Raw genomic sequence first — 17,621 nt, 5'->3', positions numbered from 1 at the left:
ATATAGCTTATGAAAGGAAGTGTTTACTTTGCCAAGCCAAACGTCCGGTGCAAGAGTTAATAAGGAAAATGTCGGCGTAAGATTAGAGCAAAGACCGCACCAAGCTCCACCAAGAAAAGTCAGGGCGAAATTAAAGCCTTTTTCGATAAGACTCGGACTTGATATGCCATTTTTGTTTTTAGTTATTGCACTTCTTTTTATAGGTATGGTAATGATGTTTTCCGCAAGCTATCCTGCGGCATATGCCTATCAAAATGGCAACAGCTATTATTACCTAACAAGACAGGCAATTTTTGCAGTGGTAGGAATAGGTTTGATGTTTATTCTTTCATATTTTGACTATCATCACTTACATAAATTTGCTTTCTTTATATTGATTTTATCTTTTTTGCTTTTGACAGTGGTTTTGTTTATACCGTCGTCAACAGGTGTTCATAGGTGGTTGCCACTTGGTATATTTACTATTCAGGCTTCTGAAATTAGTAAATTTGCAATAGTTATTTTCTTTGCTCACTGGGGTTCAGTACATATAAACGAAATGGGAACATTCAAAATAGGAGTTTTGCCGGAGGTTATCATTCTTGGTATAACTATTGTTCTTATGGCGTTAGAGCCTCACTGGTCAGGTATTGTTATTATTATTTCTCTTGCGGCAGTTATGATGTTTGTAAGCGGTGTTAAGCTTCGTTGGTTTGTTTTGGCCGGAGGTCTTATTGCGGCTGCTATTCTTGTTTTGTATTTAACCGATAATCTTGGGTATGCACTGGATAGAATCGGCGCATGGGGTCAGGCACTTGACTATGTTGATAAACAAACTTGGGACGATACTTATCAGACAAGAAACTCTCTCTATGCTATTGGTTCAGGTGGTTTCTGGGGCTTAGGTCTTGGACAGTCAAGACAAAAGCATTTGTATCTGCCTGAAGCACAGAATGACTTCATCTTTGCCGTTGTATGTGAAGAAATGGGCTTTATCGGTGCATTGATTATTCTTTTAGTTTTTGCGCTTCTTGTCTGGAGAGGAATTACTATTTCAATGAGGGCTAAGGATAAATTTGGCTCACTTCTCGGAATAGGACTTACAGCACAGATTGGCATACAGGTTGTTATCAATATTATGGTTGTTACAGATTTACTTCCGAATACAGGTATCAGCTTGCCGTTCTTTAGCTATGGTGGTTCGTCATTGATTATGCTTTTAGCACAGATGGGAATAGTTCTTTCTATCTCAAGAACTGCCAATATAGAAAAAACTTAAAGCTTGAATGAAACTTTTAAGTTAAAAAATAATTTAAACACGAATAACAAGTATTAATTTAACAAAAAAGTTGAATGCGTCTTGACAGCGGAGGCACTCCGCCTTGAACGAAATTTTTAAGTTTTATTTAACTTTAGAATAAAATTCCAACTATTATAATTAAGGAGAGTTGTAGCTTGAAGATTGTATTTGCGGGTGGTGGCACAGCAGGTCATATAAACCCTGCACTTGCCATAGCAGGATATGTTAAGCTTCGTCAACCCGACGCTGAAATACTCTATATCGGAAATAAGGGCGGTATGGAGGAAAGACTCGTCGCTCAGGCAGGTTATGAATTTAAATCAATTTCTATTCAGGGCTTTTCAAGAAAACTTACTCCGGCAGGAATTAAGAAAAATATTGTTACAGCAAAAAAGGCTATTACAGCAAGTAAAGAGGCTAAGAAAATTCTTTCTGAGTTTCAGCCTGATATTTGCGTTGGAACAGGCGGATATGTCAGCGGTCCTGTAATAAGAACAGCTGCAAAGATGGGTATTCCTACTGTAATTCACGAACAGAATGCGTTCCCCGGTGTTACAACTAAAATGCTTTCAAAGCTTGTTGACAGAGTTATGCTTGCTGTGCCAAGTGCAAAGGATTATCTGAAAAAGAACTGTAAAACAGTTGATACAGGTAACCCGGTAAGAGGTGAAATTCTTACTGCTGAAAAGAAAGCCTCAAGAAAAGAACTTGGTTTGGATTCAAGACCTGTGATTCTTTCCTTTGGCGGAAGTCTTGGTGCAAGAATTATAAATGAATCTCTTGCAGATATTATTGCAAGAAGTGCCAATGATGGAAAATACCAGCATATTCACGCTTATGGACAGTATGGAAAATGGTTTCCCGATTTGCTCAAGGAAAAGGGTGTTGACCTTGAAAAGGCTACTAATCTCGATATAAGAGAGTATATAAATAATATGCCGACTTGTCTTGCAGCGGCTGATTTGGTTATCGCAAGAGCAGGTGCTATTACTTTGAGCGAAATTCAGGCGCAGGGCAAGCCTTCAATATTGATTCCGTCACCAAATGTTGCAGAAAATCATCAATATCACAATGCTATGGCTCTTGCAAAGAAAAATGCGGCCGTTGTTATTGAAGAAAGCGAGCTTACACCTGAAAGGCTTACAAGAGAAATCGACAAGCTTGCATCTGATAGCGAGCGTCTTGCGGAATTTACCAAAAATGCAAAGGCAATGGCTATTACTGATGCAACAAAGAGAATTTACTCTGTTATTATAGAAGTCTTGTCTGCATCAAAGGCAAAAAAGAAATGATTAAAGTGAGCATGGGAAGATCATTACCGCGTTTGAGGAAACTGCTGATTAGTTAATAAATTTCCCTAAGACACTTAAAAGTTTCGCTCGAGCCTTTTCAAAGGTTCAAAGTTTCCAGAGGCAGAGCCTTTGTTCGCTCCATATAGGGCGCAACTCTTTATCTATTTCAAAACGCAGTAGGAAAAACATTTCATTGGTTTTCATAGGGAACTCTAGCAGGGATTTCTCTGAAAAACACTTATTAATTAAATATTTTTTCGGAATTTGTCACCATCAAATAAGATATTTCATAGAATATAGATGTAGTAATATATTTTATGAAAAGGGTGTTGATTTTGGAAAAGCTGATTATAGACGGCGGAGCAAGGCTATATGGAGAAATTAAGCTTCAAGGAGCAAAAAACAGTGTTTTGCCTATTTTAGCGGCAAGTATTCTTTGCGATGATGAATGCTATATTGATAATTGCCCAAAACTTTCGGATTGCAATGTATCAATGAGAATTATCAGGCATTTAGGAAAATCTGCTTATCGTGAAGGAAGTTCTGTTATAATCGGCGATGAAGAAATTACTAAAAATGATATCCCAGAAGATATGATGCGTGAAATGCGTTCATCAATAACCTTTCTTGGAGCAATAATTGCTAAAACGGGTGAAGCAAGAGTTTCTTTGCCTGGGGGGTGTGAGTTAGGACCAAGACCAATTGATATACATATTTCGGCATTAAAGCAGATGGGTGTCGATATTTCAGAAAATCACGGCTTGATTGAATGTAAGGTTCGTGATAAACTAAAAGGTGCTATGATTGCACTGCCATATCCGAGTGTTGGTGCTACTGAGAATATTATACTTGCGGCTGTTTTAGCTAAAGGTACTACGATTATTTCAAATGCAGCAAGAGAACCTGAAATAGTTGACCTTGCGGATTTTTTGAAAAGTTGTGGAGCTAAAATTATAGGAGCAGGTGAAAGCACAGTTATAATCTGTGGTGTCGAAAATCTTAATGGTGCTTATCATAAGGTTATTCCTGATAGAATTGAAGCCATAAGCTATATGTCGGCCATTGCTATTACAGGTGGTGCCGGAGAAATTATTAGTGCAGTACCTGAGCATATAAGAGCAGTTATTCCTATATTTGAAGAGTCCGGCTGTAAGCTGAAAACAACTGATAATGGAATTTCAATTACTGCACCCGAACGGTTAGGTGCAGTAAAATATATAAGAACTATGCCGTATCCTGCATTTCCTACTGATGCACAGGCTATTATTATGGCAATTATGGCTCAAAGCAAGGGTACGAGCGTATTTGTTGAAACAGTTTTTTCTGGAAGATATAAACATATTACAGAACTTCAGAGAATGGGTGCTAATATTAAGGCGGAGGACAGAGTTGCTGTTGTGAGTGGTGTTGAAAGACTTTCAGGAGCTTCTGTTTCTGCGACAGATTTGCGTGGTGGAGCGTCTCTTGTTATTGCAGCTCTTGGAGCAGACGGACGAAGCGAAATTTCTAACATTCAGTACATAGACAGAGGCTATGAGAATGTTGAAGGTAAGTTAAAAAAGCTTGGGGCGCACATTACAAGAACGAACTTAGCATAACTATTTATGAATTTAAAAATCTTGAATTTTGCGAGAGTATAAAAAGGGGAGAATCAAAAGATGAGCGAAAAACAGAAGAACGATAAATCTTTTGAGCAGAAAAAACAACAAAAACGCAGAGATAATTCTGTTCCTACTGCAAGCTATCGTGAAATAAGGGCTAAATCTGAGAGTGAGCGAAAGAAAAAGAAGGCAAGAGTGGTTCAAAAGGCTCAAGCAGATAAACGCCGTACGCCACAAAATCCTCATCAACAGCATAAAACTGCTGATGAACTACATAAAGATTATTCTCAGCATTCACCACAACAGGCTAAACCAAAACAATCTATAGATAATCACCCTAAGCAAAAACCAAATCCGAATCAAAATGCTGCTAAGAATGAACATAGTTCAGCTTCTGATGAAAGTAGGAAAAATCCAAAACCTGAAAATCAAGCTGATATAAAGCATAATCCTGAAAAAAATGATAGTCAGCAAAAACCAAAGAAAAAGCGTAAGATGAAGCGTTCATCTAAGCCTTTTTCGGCAAAGAAAAGACGAAGAAAAATTCTTGCAATGTATACTTCAATGGTTATGATTATTGCAATGATTGCGGTTGTACTTTGCCTGACTGTTTTCTTTAAGATAGATTCTATCACTGTTGAGGGCAAAACAAGATATTCCTCAGATGAAATTATAGATGCAAGTGGAATCGCTATTGGCACAAATCTTCTTCTTTGCAATACAGAGCCAAGCAAGGAGATTATTACGAAAGAATTTCCTTATATTGAATCAGTAAGCATTAAGAAAAATCCATTTAATTCAGTTACAATTTATGTTGAGGAGGCGAAGCCTACTTCTGCCATTGAAACAAATGGAAAATTTTATATTCTGAGCGCTAAAGGAAAAATTATAGAAATTCTTGATAATAATAAATATAATGTTCCGCTTATTAAAGGGGCTGAACTCAAGAAAACAGAGCTTTCAGCTACGATAGAATATAAGCTTGCAAATATGAATAATATCATAAATGATGTTACACAAGCATTGAATGAAAATGAAATCAAAAAGGTTTCTACAATCAATGTTACTAATCCTTCAAATGTTAAGCTTAGCTATGATAAGAGGCTTACGATAATTCTTGGTATTCCGGAAAATCTTAATTATAAGGTTAAAACAGCTAAATTAATTATAGATGAAAAGCTTGAAAAAGATAGCAAGGGAACAGTTGATGTTTCTATGTGTGCAGAAGGTGGAAAGTATTCATACTATGACCCTTCAGGAGCACCTGAAAATTAGTGGAAAAAATTCAAAAATATGATTATTAAGATATAATTTATAAAAAAATTCTTTATTTTTTGCTATTTAAAATGTTATAATTATGCATTATAAGTCGATTTTGGAATTATTTATTAAAGATAATGGTTGTTTTACACAAAAAAGAATTGGTAGAAATTATTCCATAGGAAAACATTTATAAAATAGCGTAATTGTATTGAAATTTGCCGAAAATGGTGGTAAATTATATAATAGACTGTATAAGCGAAAGTTGTCGCTGGCAAAAACATGATGTCGAATTGAGAGGAGCAAAAATATGCCTTACGAGTTTGAAGAAGAGATGAATAACATCGTACATATAAAGGTTATCGGTGTAGGCGGAGGCGGCGGAAACGCTGTTGACCGTATGGTTAATGAAGGAGTCAGCTGTGTAGAATTTATTTCTATTAACACAGACCATCAGGCTCTTGGTCGTTCAAAGGCTACACAAAAGATTCAGATTGGCGATAAGATTACACACGGCAAGGGTGCTGGTTCTATGCCTTCTATCGGACAGAAGGCTGCTGACGAGAGCAGAGATGAAATCGCAGACGCACTCAAGGATACTGATATGGTATTCATTACCGCAGGTATGGGCGGTGGCACAGGCACAGGTGCAGCTCCTATCGTTGCCGAGATTGCAAGAGAAATGGGTATCCTCACAATCGGTATCGTTACAAAGCCTTTCCAATTTGAGGGCAAGCGTAGAATGGCTCAGGCTGAACAGGGTATTGCTGCTCTCAGAGAGCAGGTTGATTCTCTTGTTGTTATTCCTAATGAAAGACTTAAGTATGTCAGCGAAGAAGCTATAACTCTTCAAAATGCTTTTGCTGCTGCTGACGATGTTCTCCGTCAGGGCGTTCAGAGCATTTCTGACCTTATTCTTCTTCCTGGTATTGTTAACCTTGACTTTGCTGATGTTACGGCAGTTATGAAAGATGCTGGCTATGCTCATATGGGTATCGGCAGAGCTTCCGGTAAGGACAAGGCAAAGGTTGCAGCTTCAAATGCAATCTCAAGTCCGCTTCTTGAAACAGCTATTGATGGTGCTAAGGGTGTTATTATCAATATCACTTCTTCACCTGATATTAGTCTTGAGGAAATCAACATTGCTTCTACTATGATTGCTGAACAGGCAGACGAAGATGCAAACATCATCTGGGGTGCTGCGTTCAATGACCAGATGGAAGACGAAATCAGTGTTACTGTTATTGCAACAGGTTTCCCTACAACAGCTGATGCAGCGGTTAAGCCATCAGGCACTGCTCCTGTAAGCAACAAAGCTCCTTATCAGCTTGGTGCTACACCGGGAGACCCTTCAGCAAAACAGGCTGAAACAACACAGCAGGCTTCTGTACAACAGAGCAGTTTTAATCAGCCAAGAATTCCAAGACAGCAGCCAGTTGCACAGCAGGAGCGTCCACAAAGACAACAGCCTGCACAGCCACAGCAGCAAGCACAACAAACAACAAACGCTGCTCCAAATGATGACGATGATTCATTCTATGATATTATGTCTATCTTCAATAGATAAGATAAATAATTGAATAATAATGAAATTTACGGTAAGTCTAATGGCTTACCGTTTTCGTTTATCAGTAGTTCCCCCCTAACATATCAGTTACCTTGATAATTTCGTTATTTGCGATAACATAAGTTGATTGAGAACGTAGAAGTTTTGCTTGAGAAACTGATTTTGTGTTTTCGCAGTGGATAGACACCTACAGGGAACCTCCTGCGAGGATTTTCTACGAAAAACATTTCTGTGTTTTGTGGAGCATAAAGTGTTTCGCTGTCTGAGGACGGCAACCAAAGACTCTGCCGTAGGTGGACTATTTTTGGAAACTGTAAGCTTTTGAAAAGGCTTAGGCAAAACTTTTAATTTATATCGAACGTACATTAAATAGTTGTGTTGACTTTTATAGAAAAAATGTGTATAATTATAAAAATATCTAAAATGCGTCGATGAGAAGAAGTAATATGATTTGTTCCGCAAAGAGATGTGGCGGTTGGTGCAAGCCATTCGGAACGGCGTATGAAATACATCTCTGAGTATCCCTTGCGAAGATTATTTAATTGCGTAGTGAGGGACGGTTGGCACTCGTTATTGTGCAACGGCTTTTGCCGTAAGGCTGTTCATTTGCTGAACAGTGAATGAGGTGGTACCGCGATATTCGCCCTCTGCATTATATTTGCAGAGGGTTTTATTATTTTATTTTTAGAAAGGAAAGAAATCAATGGGAGTATATGAAGAACTTCAAGAGCGTGGCCTGATCGCTCAGACAACTAATGAGGAAGAAATCAGAAAGCTTGTAAACGAGGGAAAGGCAGTATTTTATATCGGCTTTGACCCAACAGCAGACAGCCTTCATGTTGGACACTTTATGGCACTTTGTCTTATGAAAAGACTTCAAATGGCAGGAAACAGACCTATCGCACTTATCGGTGGGGGTACAGCTATGATTGGCGACCCATCAGGTAAGACTGATATGCGTAAGATGATGACTAAAGAAACTATTCAGCATAACTGTGATTGCTTTAAAAAGCAGATGAGCCGTTTTATTGAGTTTGGCGAAGGTAAAGCTATGATGGTAAATAATGCTGATTGGCTCCTTAATCTTAACTATGTTGAGCTTTTGAGAGAGGTTGGTGCTTGCTTTAGCGTTAACCGTATGCTTACTGCTGAATGTTACAAACAGCGTATGGAGCGTGGACTTAGCTTCCTTGAATTTAACTATATGATTATGCAGAGTTATGACTTCTATAAGCTTTTCCAAGAGTACGGTTGTAACTTGCAGTTTGGCGGAGATGACCAGTGGAGCAATATGCTCGGCGGTACTGAGCTTATAAGAAGAAAGCTTGGCAAGGATTCACACGCTATGACAATCAAGCTTTTGCTCAATTCTGAGGGTAAGAAGATGGGCAAGACAGAAAAGGGCGCAGTATGGCTTGATGCTGATAAGACAAGCCCATTTGAATTTTTCCAGTATTGGAGAAATGTTGCTGATGCCGATGTTATTAAGTGCTTGAAGATGCTTACATTCCTGCCACTTGATAAGATTAAGGAACTTGAAAAGTTAGAGGGACAGGAGCTTAATAAGGCTAAGGAGATTCTTGCATTTGAACTTACAAAGCTTATTCATGGTGAAGAAGAAGCTAAGAAGGCACTTGATGGTGCAAGAGCATTATTTGCAAAGGGAAGCAATACAGATAATATGCCTCAGACAGAAATTTCTGCTGACGATTTAACAGATGGCGAGGTAGGTATTCTTGATTTGCTTGTAAAGGTTGCAATAGTTCCGTCAAAGGCTGAGGGAAGACGAGTTGTAACACAGGGCGGATTATCTGTTGATGGTGAAAAGATTACTGACCCTAACTATACAGTTAAAGCTGCTGACTTTGAAAAGGGTTATATTGTAGTTAAAAAGGGTAAAAAGGTATTTCATAAGATAATTCTGAAATGAGGGGATTAAGCTATGGAAAATAATAAGAAATTAACTAACAGACGCCAAGAAAGAGAAGAAGCTTTTACACTTGTGTTTGAGCGTATGTTTAAAGACGATGATTCAGATGAGGTTTTCGATAGCGCTGTTGAGGCTCGTGACGCGTCTATCGGAGAATTTACAAAGCTCCTTACAAATGGTGTTTATGATAATCTTGAGGCTATTGATGAGCTTATTGAAAAAAATCTCAAGGGTTGGAGCAAGAGCAGAATTTCTCGTGTTGTGCTTACACTTATGAGAATAGCTACTTTCGAGATTATGTTTGTTGAAGATGTTCCTACAAGCGTTTCTATCAATGAATCTGTTGAGCTTTGCAAGAAATATGCAACAGAAAAGGACGCCTCTTTCCTTAATGGTGTGCTTGGTGGAGTAGCTCGTTCAGCAAAGAATAATGGTGAAAAATAATGCTTACTCTCGGAATAGATACAAGCAATTATACAACCTCTGTTGCTATTTATGATGGGGAGAATATCCTTAAAAATTGCAAAAAGCTTTTGCCTGTTAAGGACGGCGAAAGAGGTTTAAGACAGAGTGATGCCGTATTTCACCATACAAATCAGCTTGCAGATGTTTTTGATGAGGCTTTTGAAGGCTTTAACGGTAAGCTTAATGCAATAGCTGTTTCATCAAGACCGCGTGATGTTGAAGGCTCATATATGCCTTGCTTTACGGTTGGAGTTAATTCTGCAAGAATTTTAGCTAAGGCTTTGAGAGTTCCGCTTTATACGGTTTCACATCAGGCAGGTCATATTGCGGCGGCTCTGTATTCAGCTAAAAAGCTTGAATTGATAAATGAAAAATTCATTGCTTTTCATGTTTCAGGCGGTACAACAGAGGCGCTCTTAGTTCATAAGGGTACGGAAAGTCCACTTGATATTGAGATTATCGCAAAAACTCTCGACCTTAATGCAGGTCAGCTTGTAGATAGAGTCGGAGTAATGCTCGGACTACACTTTCCTTGTGGTTCAGAGCTTGAAAAGCTCGCTTTGAAGTATAGCGGAAAAGTTGATGCAAAAGCTACTCTTAAAGGTGCAGATTGTTGCCTTTCCGGTGTTGAAAACATCTGTGCAAGAATGTTGGCTGACGGTGCATCATCAGAAAAAGTGGCTTTTGCGTGTCTTATGAATATACAGAAAACGCTTGACAAAATGACAGAGGCTCTGCTTGAAAAATATGGTAAGCTTCCGCTTGTATATGCTGGTGGAGTTATGTCTAATTCAATTATCAGAAAGCATTTTGAGGAAAAATATGGTGCTCTTTTTGCCGAACCTAAGTTTTCAAGCGATAATGCATCTGGTGTTGCTATACTTGCAAACAAATTACACGAAAAGGAGCAGAAATAATGGCAGTAAATTCTGTAATAACAGTTTCACAGCTTAATTTTTATATAAAGTCATTGCTTGATGAAAGTCCTGCTCTCAGAGAGATTTATATAACAGGAGAAATATCTAATCTTACTGACCATTATCGTTCGGGGCATATTTATCTTTCACTCAAGGATGATAAGGCTCTTGTTCGTGCGGTTATGTTTGCAGGAAATGCAAGACATCTTCGCTTTAAGCCTGAAGAAGGTATGAAGGTTATTGCGAGAGGCAGAGTTTCTGTTTATGAGGCTACCGGACAATATCAGCTTTACATTGAAGATATGCAGCCTGACGGAATTGGTGCATTGAATCTTGCTTATGAACAGCTTAAAAAGAAACTTTCTTCTGAAGGACTTTTCAGCGAGGATATAAAAAAGCCTATTCCTGCATATCCAACAAGAATTGGCGTTATAACTTCTCCAACCGGAGCGGCTGTTCAGGATATTTTGAATATTCTTGGCAGAAGGTATCCTATTGCTGAGGTGGTTTTCTGCCCTGTACTAGTTCAAGGAGAGAATGCTTCGGCACAGCTTATTGACGCTGTTGAAAGATTTAATAAAGCAAATGCTGCCGATGTTATAATCATAGGCAGAGGCGGTGGCTCTATTGAGGATTTATGGGCATTTAACGATGAAAAGCTTGCAAGAACTATTGCTGAATCGGATATACCGATAATTTCTGCGGTCGGTCACGAAACGGATTTTACAATTTGCGATTTTGTGGCAGATTTAAGAGCACCTACACCATCAGCGGCGGCAGAACTCGCCACACCAAATATGGCAGAATTGCTTTCATATTTTAAAAGCGTAAAAGATAGTTTGCCTGCTATTATGCAGAGACGAATAGATTTTGAAAAACAGGAACTTGATAATTTAGCGTCATCAAAAGTGTTGCTTAGTCCGGAGGAGTTTATAAATATACGCAAAAATGAACTCGATGTGATTTCAGCAGATATGATTAAGGCTTTTAAGGCTATCCTTTCAGAAAATCAGCGAGAATTTGCGGCTCTTTCTGCGAAACTTGATGCTTTAAGCCCACTTTCGGTTCTTTCGAGAGGATACAGTATTATTCAGAATAAGAATAAAGTTATAAAAAGTGCAGAAGAATTAAATATCGGTCAAAATATTACGGTTAAACTTTCAGACGGAAAAGCAGAATGTGAAGTTAGAGCGATTACTCTTGATGAGAAAGGATAATTCTTATGAGAAAGATTTCTTATGAAACTAATATAACAAAATTGCGTGAAATAGTTGAAAAGCTTGAGAGCGGAGAAACCAGCCTTGAGGAATCGCTAAAGCTTTTTGAACAGGGAATAAAGCTTTCAAATGCTTGCTATGAAACATTAAAAAATGCAGAACAGAAGATTACTGAACTTTCTGATTTAGAGGAGGAAAATGCTGATGAATGAATATTCAGAGATGATAGAAAAGGCTCTTAATGAGTTTTTGATAAAGGATAATGATGTCAAAGGCCTTGTAGATTCTATGGAATATAGCCTTATGGCCGGTGGAAAAAGAATTCGTCCTAAGCTTGTCTTTGAGTTTTGTAAGGCATGCGGAGGTAATCCTGAAAATGCACTTGCCTTTGCCTGTGCAGTAGAAATGATTCATACATATTCACTTATTCATGATGATTTGCCTTGTATGGATAACGATGATATGAGAAGGGGCAGACCATCAAACCACTGTGCTTTTGGAGAGGATACTGCTCTCTTGGCAGGCGATGCATTACTTACATTGGCATTTGAAACCGTTCTTTCAGAAAAGGCTGTTAAGGCAACCTCAGCTAAGGCAGTTGCAGACGCCGGAAGAATACTTGCAAGCTTTGCGGGTGTCAGCGGAATGGTAGGAGGACAGTTCATAGATTTAAGCATTGAGGGCAAAAAGGTTGAGGCTGAAATCTTAGAAAAAATGTATGGTAAAAAAACAGGAGCTTTGTTAAAGGCTTCATGTATGCTTGGTTGTATTGCTGCTGGAGCAGATGATGAAAAGCTTAAAGCCGCAGAAGAATTTGGTGGTAAAATAGGACTTGTTTTCCAGATTATTGACGATGTACTTGATGTTGTTTCTACTCCTGAGGTTCTTGGAAAGCCTATTCTCAGCGACGAAGAAAACGAAAAGACAACCTTTATGTCAATTTATGGTGAAGAAAAGTGCCGTCAGCTTGCTAAGGAATTAACTGATGACGCTGTTAAAGCACTTGATATATTTGGTAAAGACGAATCAGCAGAACTTCGTGAGCTTGCAATAAGTCTACTTAATCGTAATAAATAACAATTATTAAAAAACTTGTACGACATAAAAACTAGTGATATAATATAAAATAACTTATTGCAATATTAATTTGCTATGATGGAGTAAGTGAAAATGGAAGATAAGCTTCTTGAAAAAATTGAATCACCGCATGATATAAAAAATCTTTCGGTTAAAGAGCTTGAAAATCTCTCGGATGAAATTCGCCAAGAGATTGTTTCTGTTGTGTCTAAGAATGGCGGACACCTTTCTCCAAACCTTGGGGTTGTTGAACTTACGGTTGCTTTACATAAAGTTTTTGATTCACCAAAGGATAAGATTGTATTTGATGTTGGACATCAATGTTACGCACATAAGATGCTTACAGGCAGATATAAACAGATGGATACTTTGCGTAAAGAAGGCGGGCTTTCGGGTTTTCCGTCACACTTGGAAAATCCAAATGATGCCTTTGGTGCAGGTCACAGCAGTACATCAATTTCGGCAGCCTATGGACTTCAATGTGCTAATATTCTAAATGATGATGACAGCTATGTTGTTGCGGTTATAGGCGATGGCGCATTGTCCGGGGGTCTTGCTTTTGAGGGATTGAATAATGCAGGACGCTCAAAGAAAAATTTTATTGTTGTACTTAATGATAACAAGATGTCTATATCTAAAAATGTCGGTTCTATGGCAAGATATCTTACAAGCATAAGAATAAATCCATCATATCTAAATACCAAATCGAAGGTTGAAAAATTTCTTACAAAAATTCCTGCTGTTGGTAAAGGATTGCTTGTATTTTTCAGGGGATTAAAGAATTTCATAAAGCGTAGATTGTTTAAGAGCAGAACTATTTTTGAGGATATGGGTTTCTATTATTATGGCCCTTTTGATGGTCATAACATAGGCGAACTTATTACTGCATTAAATGCTGCTAAAAGAAAAAAAGGTCCTGTTCTTATTCACGCAGTTACAACTAAGGGTAAGGGCTATGAATTTGCAGAAAAAAATCCGAAAGGCTTTCACGGAACAGCACCTTTTGATGTTGATACAGGTCTTACAAATGGTGGTTCAAAATCTTATTCTGATGTTTTCGGAGAAACTCTTTGTCAGATTGCAGAAAAAGATGAGAAGGTTTGTGCAATAACTGCGGCAATGCAGCTTGGTACCGGTTTATCAAACTTTGCACAGAAATATAAAAACAGATTTTTCGATGTTGGTATAGCTGAAGAACATGCAGTTACATTTGGCTGTGGTTTGGCTATGGGCGGAATGATTCCGGTTTTTGCGGTTTATTCAACCTTTTTGCAAAGAAGTTATGACCAGATTATACACGATGCCTCAATTCAAAAGCTTCACATTATTCTTGCAATAGACAGAGCAGGAATTGTCGGTGAGGACGGTAAGACGCATCAAGGCTTATTTGATACTTCGTTTTTGAATAATATTCCAAATGTGACAATACTATGCCCTTCGTATTTCGACGAACTTAGATTTATGCTTAAAAACGCTATTTATAATGAAAGTGAAATAGTTGCAGTCAGGTATCCTCGTGGCAGAGAATTGTATAAACCTAAAAATTTTCTGATAAAAGATTCAAAATATGTCTTTTTCGGAGATGAAAAAAGTGATATACTTATAATTACATACGGAAGGTTATTTTCATTTGCGTGTGAATGTATGGAAAGACTTGAAAAACAAGGAATTTCTGCTTGCGTATTAAAGCTTAATACTGTTAAACCGATTAACAGTGGTGCTGTTATCGGAGCAAAAGATTTTAAATACTGCTTTTTCTTTGAAGAAGGCATAAGCTGTGGCGGAATTGGAGAACATTTTCTATGTAAGCTTATTGAAAGCGATTTTACTGGAAAATATATTTTAACTGCAATAGACGACCAGTATGTTGAACAATCTACAGTTGCCTCAGCACTAAAAAAATATAAGCTTGATACTGACGGAATGGAAGAAGTAATTTTAAAGAAAATAAAATGTGACGGTGAGTTTTGTGGCAAAGAAAAGACTTGACCAACTTGTAGTTGAATACGGCATTGCTGAAAGTCGAGAAAAGGCTAAGGCACTTATTATGGCAGGACAGATTTATGCTGATAATCAAAAGGCAGATAAACCGGGAACTACCTATGGCGATGATGTAAAAATAGAGCTTAGAGGAAATAAGCTGAAATATGTAAGTCGTGGTGGTCTGAAGCTTGAAAAGGCTATGAAAGCTTTTAACTTGAAGCTTGACGGAAAAATTACTATGGATGTTGGTGCATCAACAGGTGGATTTACAGATTGTATGTTGCAAAATGGAGCTAAAAAGGTTTATTCCGTTGATGTAGGTTATGGTCAGCTTGATTGGAAGCTTCGCAACGATGAACGAGTTGTAAATCTCGAACGCACAAATGTCAGATATATTACCGAAGAACAAGTTCCTGATAAAATTGAATTTTTCAGTGTTGATGTTGCGTTTATTTCATTATGTCTTGTACTGCCACCTGTCAGAAATCTTCTTGCAGATAATGCCGAGGCTGTTTGTTTGATTAAACCGCAGTTTGAGGCGGGTAGAGATAAGGTTGGCAAAAAAGGCGTTGTAAGAGATATATCCGTTCATATTGAGGTTATAGAAAAAATTTATAATTTTTGTCTTGAAAACGGTTTTGATGTATTAGGTTTGGATTATTCTCCGATAAAAGGTCCTGAGGGAAACATAGAATATTTGATTTACATAAGAAAATCAGATAATCCAAAGGCTGTTGACGGTATTGACATAAAGGCTCTTGCAGAGCTTTCACATTCAACTCTGGATAAAACATAATCAGAAATTTATATTTTGTGCTGTTTATGATTAAGCAGTTGGGAGGTAAGTATGAGAGCATTAAAAAAAATTGCCTTGATACCAAACCTTACAAAGAATGGAGCATATGAAGAATCGCTTGAAGCTATAAAACTTCTTAAATCATTCGGTGGTGAAATTTTAATGACAGCCGACTTATCGGAAAAATATTCTGATAAGGATATAGCTTTTTTTGAATCACATGAAATACTTGTAAAAAAATGTGATGCTGTTGTAACTATTGGCGGTGACGGTACTATAATTCACGCCGCTAAACACGCCGCAAATTTTCAGAAACCGCTCCTTGGAATAAATATGGGCAGACTTGGTTTTGTTGCCGAACTTGAACCGAATGAACTTCCTATGCTTGAAAGGCTTTTTTCCGGAGATTATACTGTTGAAAAAAGACAAATGCTAAAGGTTACACTGAAATCTAAAAGTGGGAGCAAATCATTCTTTGCCTTGAATGATGCGGTAATTTCTCGTGGTTCTATGACGAAGATTATCGACCTTGATGTCTGGCTTAAAAAAAGCTATATCTGTCATTATCGTGCAGATGGTCTTATTGTATCAACACCGACGGGCTCAAGTGCTTATGCACTTTCGGCAGGAGGTCCTGTAATAGAGCCGTCTATGTCGTGCATACTTATGACGCCTATTTGTTCACATTCTTTATTTTCAAGACCTGTGTTATTTAACCCGTTATCTGAAATTCTTGTTAATGCAGCTTCAAGAGAGGATACAGATTTAACACTTACAATAGACGGTGAAACTACAATTCCAATAACTGCTGACGATACAGTAGTTATAACTACTGCGAAAATATATGCAGAGTTGATTTTGTTTAAAGACAAGACCTTTTACAGAGTTTTGAAGGATAAATTTTCCGAGAGAGATTTTTAATCTCGAAAGTTAAAACTTTGGGAGGTGATGTGTTGGATTTAGATGGTAAGTATGTGAAAGTTATTAAGGATTTGGAACTTAAAGAAGATACACCGCTAATTAACGAAGCCAAGCTTGTGTATATTTCAGGAAGCTCAAAGCTGACAATAAACAGAAGAATATGTGAAAGTCCTAATTATGGTTCTTATGCTGAAATGAGCTTAAATAAAGTACCGTTAATAAAAATGGACGTCCCATATTGTCCGACTTGCAGTTCAATTTTAGCAACTGGTTATGGAATAGAAAATGCAGATTGTCAGGAATTGAAAGAGATTCGCAGTGTACTAAATGAGGATTTTGTATCACTTGAATATGCAATAGATGCTTTAAATCCAATTCTCACCCTGATTGATAGCGGTTTGTATGTTATTGCAGATGCAGTATGCTTTCCGACAGACGGAGAGGGTGACTTCTTTTGGGGGATTTTTAATGAACCAACTGAAAAAGTTGCAACTGCCGGTGTGCTTGTGCCTGATATGGATTATGCTTATATGAATGGTCAGCCTGTATTCCTTTATCCTACGCAAAGTACAGATTGCTTTAACCCTGAAAGAGTAGAATATTATAAGGAAATATATAAAGAGGGAAAAATTAAACCAAGAGCATTGATTTATAATTTTTCTGGATATCTTAGTGCGGTTATTGACGGACATCATAAAGCTGCCGCCGCAAGCATTATTGGGGATCCGCTTAATGCTATTGTAATTATTGCATTTAGTAATTATAATTGGTTGAATGATAGGCTACTTTTTTCAGATATAGAAATTAAAAAGTCTGACATTCCTCCCGAATATTTGCCAAATGAAACTGAATTTAAATTGAAGAAATCTTATGATGATTTTAATATAAATGACGGTTCTATTATAAAACGAAATTGGGAGAATATTTACATTTATTCAGCAAAACAATATCCTGATGTATATGAATATGCAGAATTTATGGCTATTCTTGAATATGCATATGAAAATGGCAACTGTGAGTTATGCGAACTTATAAAAGTCTTAATTAAAGGTGATAAACAAACCGAAATCAAGTGTATAAATACTTACTCTGAAAGAATTAAATATAAACTTAAAGTTTATGCAGCAAGGCGATTAAGTTTTATAAAAAATGATAAAGATGTAGAAAAAGCCTTTATTGACTATCTTGTTAAGTGTGAAGACCAAAATGATGCAGTTAAAAGAATTATTGATAAATATTGGGATTGATGTTATTTAAAAGTAATATCAATAAAAATGGCTTTTAGAAATTTAATCCAAGTTCTGCTTGTTTGCAGA

Annotated in this window: 15 protein-coding genes and 1 other annotated feature; all 15 genes read left to right on the top strand. The window is 37.4% G+C overall.

Annotated features, from left to right (window positions below):
* Positions 1-28 precede the first annotated feature (28 nt).
* The 15 genes from ACLU24_RS08130 to ACLU24_RS08060 all read left to right on the top strand — a co-directional run bounded on the left by ACLU24_RS08130 (position 29) and on the right by ACLU24_RS08060 (position 17,552).
* A complete protein-coding gene (locus tag ACLU24_RS08130) occupies positions 29-1,258 on the top strand; it encodes an FtsW/RodA/SpoVE family cell cycle protein (RefSeq protein ID WP_412611726.1) in 1,230 nt (409 codons plus the stop codon).
* A gap of 176 nt (positions 1,259-1,434) precedes the next feature.
* A complete protein-coding gene (murG, locus tag ACLU24_RS08125; RefSeq protein WP_412611723.1) occupies positions 1,435-2,571 on the top strand; it encodes an undecaprenyldiphospho-muramoylpentapeptide beta-N-acetylglucosaminyltransferase in 1,137 nt (378 codons plus the stop codon).
* A 326-nt stretch (positions 2,572-2,897) separates the two neighbouring features.
* Positions 2,898-4,169, top strand: a complete 1,272-nt coding sequence (gene murA / locus ACLU24_RS08120) for a UDP-N-acetylglucosamine 1-carboxyvinyltransferase (protein WP_412612013.1) — start codon at positions 2,898-2,900, stop codon at positions 4,167-4,169.
* A gap of 60 nt (positions 4,170-4,229) precedes the next feature.
* Positions 4,230-5,447, top strand: coding sequence for a cell division protein FtsQ/DivIB (locus ACLU24_RS08115; protein WP_412611721.1), 1,218 nt, complete (start codon positions 4,230-4,232; stop codon positions 5,445-5,447).
* 295 nt (positions 5,448-5,742) lie between these two features.
* Entirely contained in the window at positions 5,743-6,999 is a 1,257-nt protein-coding gene (gene ftsZ / locus ACLU24_RS08110) for a cell division protein FtsZ (protein WP_412611718.1), read from the top strand.
* Positions 7,000-7,418: 419 nt separating this feature from the next.
* Positions 7,419-7,650 (top strand) — a binding site (T-box leader).
* Between the two features lie 52 nt (positions 7,651-7,702).
* A complete protein-coding gene (tyrS, locus tag ACLU24_RS08105; RefSeq protein ID WP_412611716.1) occupies positions 7,703-8,929 on the top strand; it encodes a tyrosine--tRNA ligase in 1,227 nt (408 codons plus the stop codon).
* Positions 8,930-8,941: 12 nt separating this feature from the next.
* Positions 8,942-9,373, top strand: coding sequence for a transcription antitermination factor NusB (gene nusB / locus ACLU24_RS08100; protein WP_412611714.1), 432 nt, complete (start codon positions 8,942-8,944; stop codon positions 9,371-9,373).
* Entirely contained in the window at positions 9,373-10,311 is a 939-nt protein-coding gene (locus ACLU24_RS08095) for a tRNA (adenosine(37)-N6)-threonylcarbamoyltransferase complex transferase subunit TsaD (RefSeq protein WP_412611711.1), read from the top strand. Before nusB ends, ACLU24_RS08095 begins: the two co-directional genes overlap by 1 nt.
* Positions 10,311-11,528, top strand: coding sequence for an exodeoxyribonuclease VII large subunit (gene xseA / locus ACLU24_RS08090; protein WP_412611708.1), 1,218 nt, complete (start codon positions 10,311-10,313; stop codon positions 11,526-11,528). Before ACLU24_RS08095 ends, xseA begins: the two co-directional genes overlap by 1 nt.
* Positions 11,529-11,533: 5 nt before the next feature.
* The gene (locus ACLU24_RS08085; RefSeq protein WP_412611705.1) at positions 11,534-11,740 is read left to right on the top strand and encodes an exodeoxyribonuclease VII small subunit; all 207 of its coding nucleotides are present in this window, start codon (positions 11,534-11,536) and stop codon (positions 11,738-11,740) included.
* The gene (locus ACLU24_RS08080) at positions 11,733-12,605 is read left to right on the top strand and encodes a polyprenyl synthetase family protein (protein WP_412611702.1); all 873 of its coding nucleotides are present in this window, start codon (positions 11,733-11,735) and stop codon (positions 12,603-12,605) included. Before ACLU24_RS08085 ends, ACLU24_RS08080 begins: the two co-directional genes overlap by 8 nt.
* Positions 12,606-12,698: 93 nt before the next feature.
* A complete protein-coding gene (gene dxs, locus ACLU24_RS08075) occupies positions 12,699-14,594 on the top strand; it encodes a 1-deoxy-D-xylulose-5-phosphate synthase (RefSeq protein WP_412611699.1) in 1,896 nt (631 codons plus the stop codon).
* Positions 14,566-15,384: a TlyA family RNA methyltransferase gene (locus ACLU24_RS08070; protein ID WP_412612011.1), complete on the top strand. Its 819-nt coding sequence runs from the start codon at positions 14,566-14,568 to the stop codon at positions 15,382-15,384. The genes dxs and ACLU24_RS08070 overlap by 29 nt, the downstream gene beginning before the upstream one ends.
* A 51-nt stretch (positions 15,385-15,435) precedes the next feature.
* Positions 15,436-16,305 (top strand): NAD(+)/NADH kinase, encoded by an 870-nt coding sequence (locus tag ACLU24_RS08065; RefSeq protein WP_412611696.1) that lies wholly within the window; start codon positions 15,436-15,438, stop codon positions 16,303-16,305.
* A 29-nt stretch (positions 16,306-16,334) separates the two neighbouring features.
* A complete protein-coding gene (locus ACLU24_RS08060) occupies positions 16,335-17,552 on the top strand; it encodes a hypothetical protein (RefSeq protein WP_412611693.1) in 1,218 nt (405 codons plus the stop codon).
* Positions 17,553-17,621 lie beyond the last annotated feature (69 nt).

The organism is Pseudoruminococcus sp. (assembly GCF_047012705.1).
Taxonomy (GTDB): Bacteria; Bacillota; Clostridia; order Oscillospirales; family Acutalibacteraceae; genus Pseudoruminococcus.
This window is presented reverse-complemented; position numbering and strand designations above follow the sequence as displayed.

Bases quoted from the DNA above. Each gene is read 5' to 3' on its own strand.
- dxs (WP_412611699.1), top strand. From the start codon at position 12,699: ATGGAAGATAAGCTTCTTGAAAAAATTGAATCACCGCATGATATAAAA.
- ACLU24_RS08080 (WP_412611702.1), top strand. From the start codon at position 11,733: ATGAATGAATATTCAGAGATGATAGAAAAGGCTCTTAATGAGTTTTTG.
- ftsZ (WP_412611718.1), top strand. From the start codon at position 5,743: ATGCCTTACGAGTTTGAAGAAGAGATGAATAACATCGTACATATAAAG.
- ACLU24_RS08095 (WP_412611711.1), top strand. From the start codon at position 9,373: ATGCTTACTCTCGGAATAGATACAAGCAATTATACAACCTCTGTTGCT.
- tyrS (WP_412611716.1), top strand. From the start codon at position 7,703: ATGGGAGTATATGAAGAACTTCAAGAGCGTGGCCTGATCGCTCAGACA.
- ACLU24_RS08115 (WP_412611721.1), top strand. From the start codon at position 4,230: ATGAGCGAAAAACAGAAGAACGATAAATCTTTTGAGCAGAAAAAACAA.
- ACLU24_RS08085 (WP_412611705.1), top strand. From the start codon at position 11,534: ATGAGAAAGATTTCTTATGAAACTAATATAACAAAATTGCGTGAAATA.
- xseA (WP_412611708.1), top strand. From the start codon at position 10,311: ATGGCAGTAAATTCTGTAATAACAGTTTCACAGCTTAATTTTTATATA.
- nusB (WP_412611714.1), top strand. From the start codon at position 8,942: ATGGAAAATAATAAGAAATTAACTAACAGACGCCAAGAAAGAGAAGAA.
- ACLU24_RS08065 (WP_412611696.1), top strand. From the start codon at position 15,436: ATGAGAGCATTAAAAAAAATTGCCTTGATACCAAACCTTACAAAGAAT.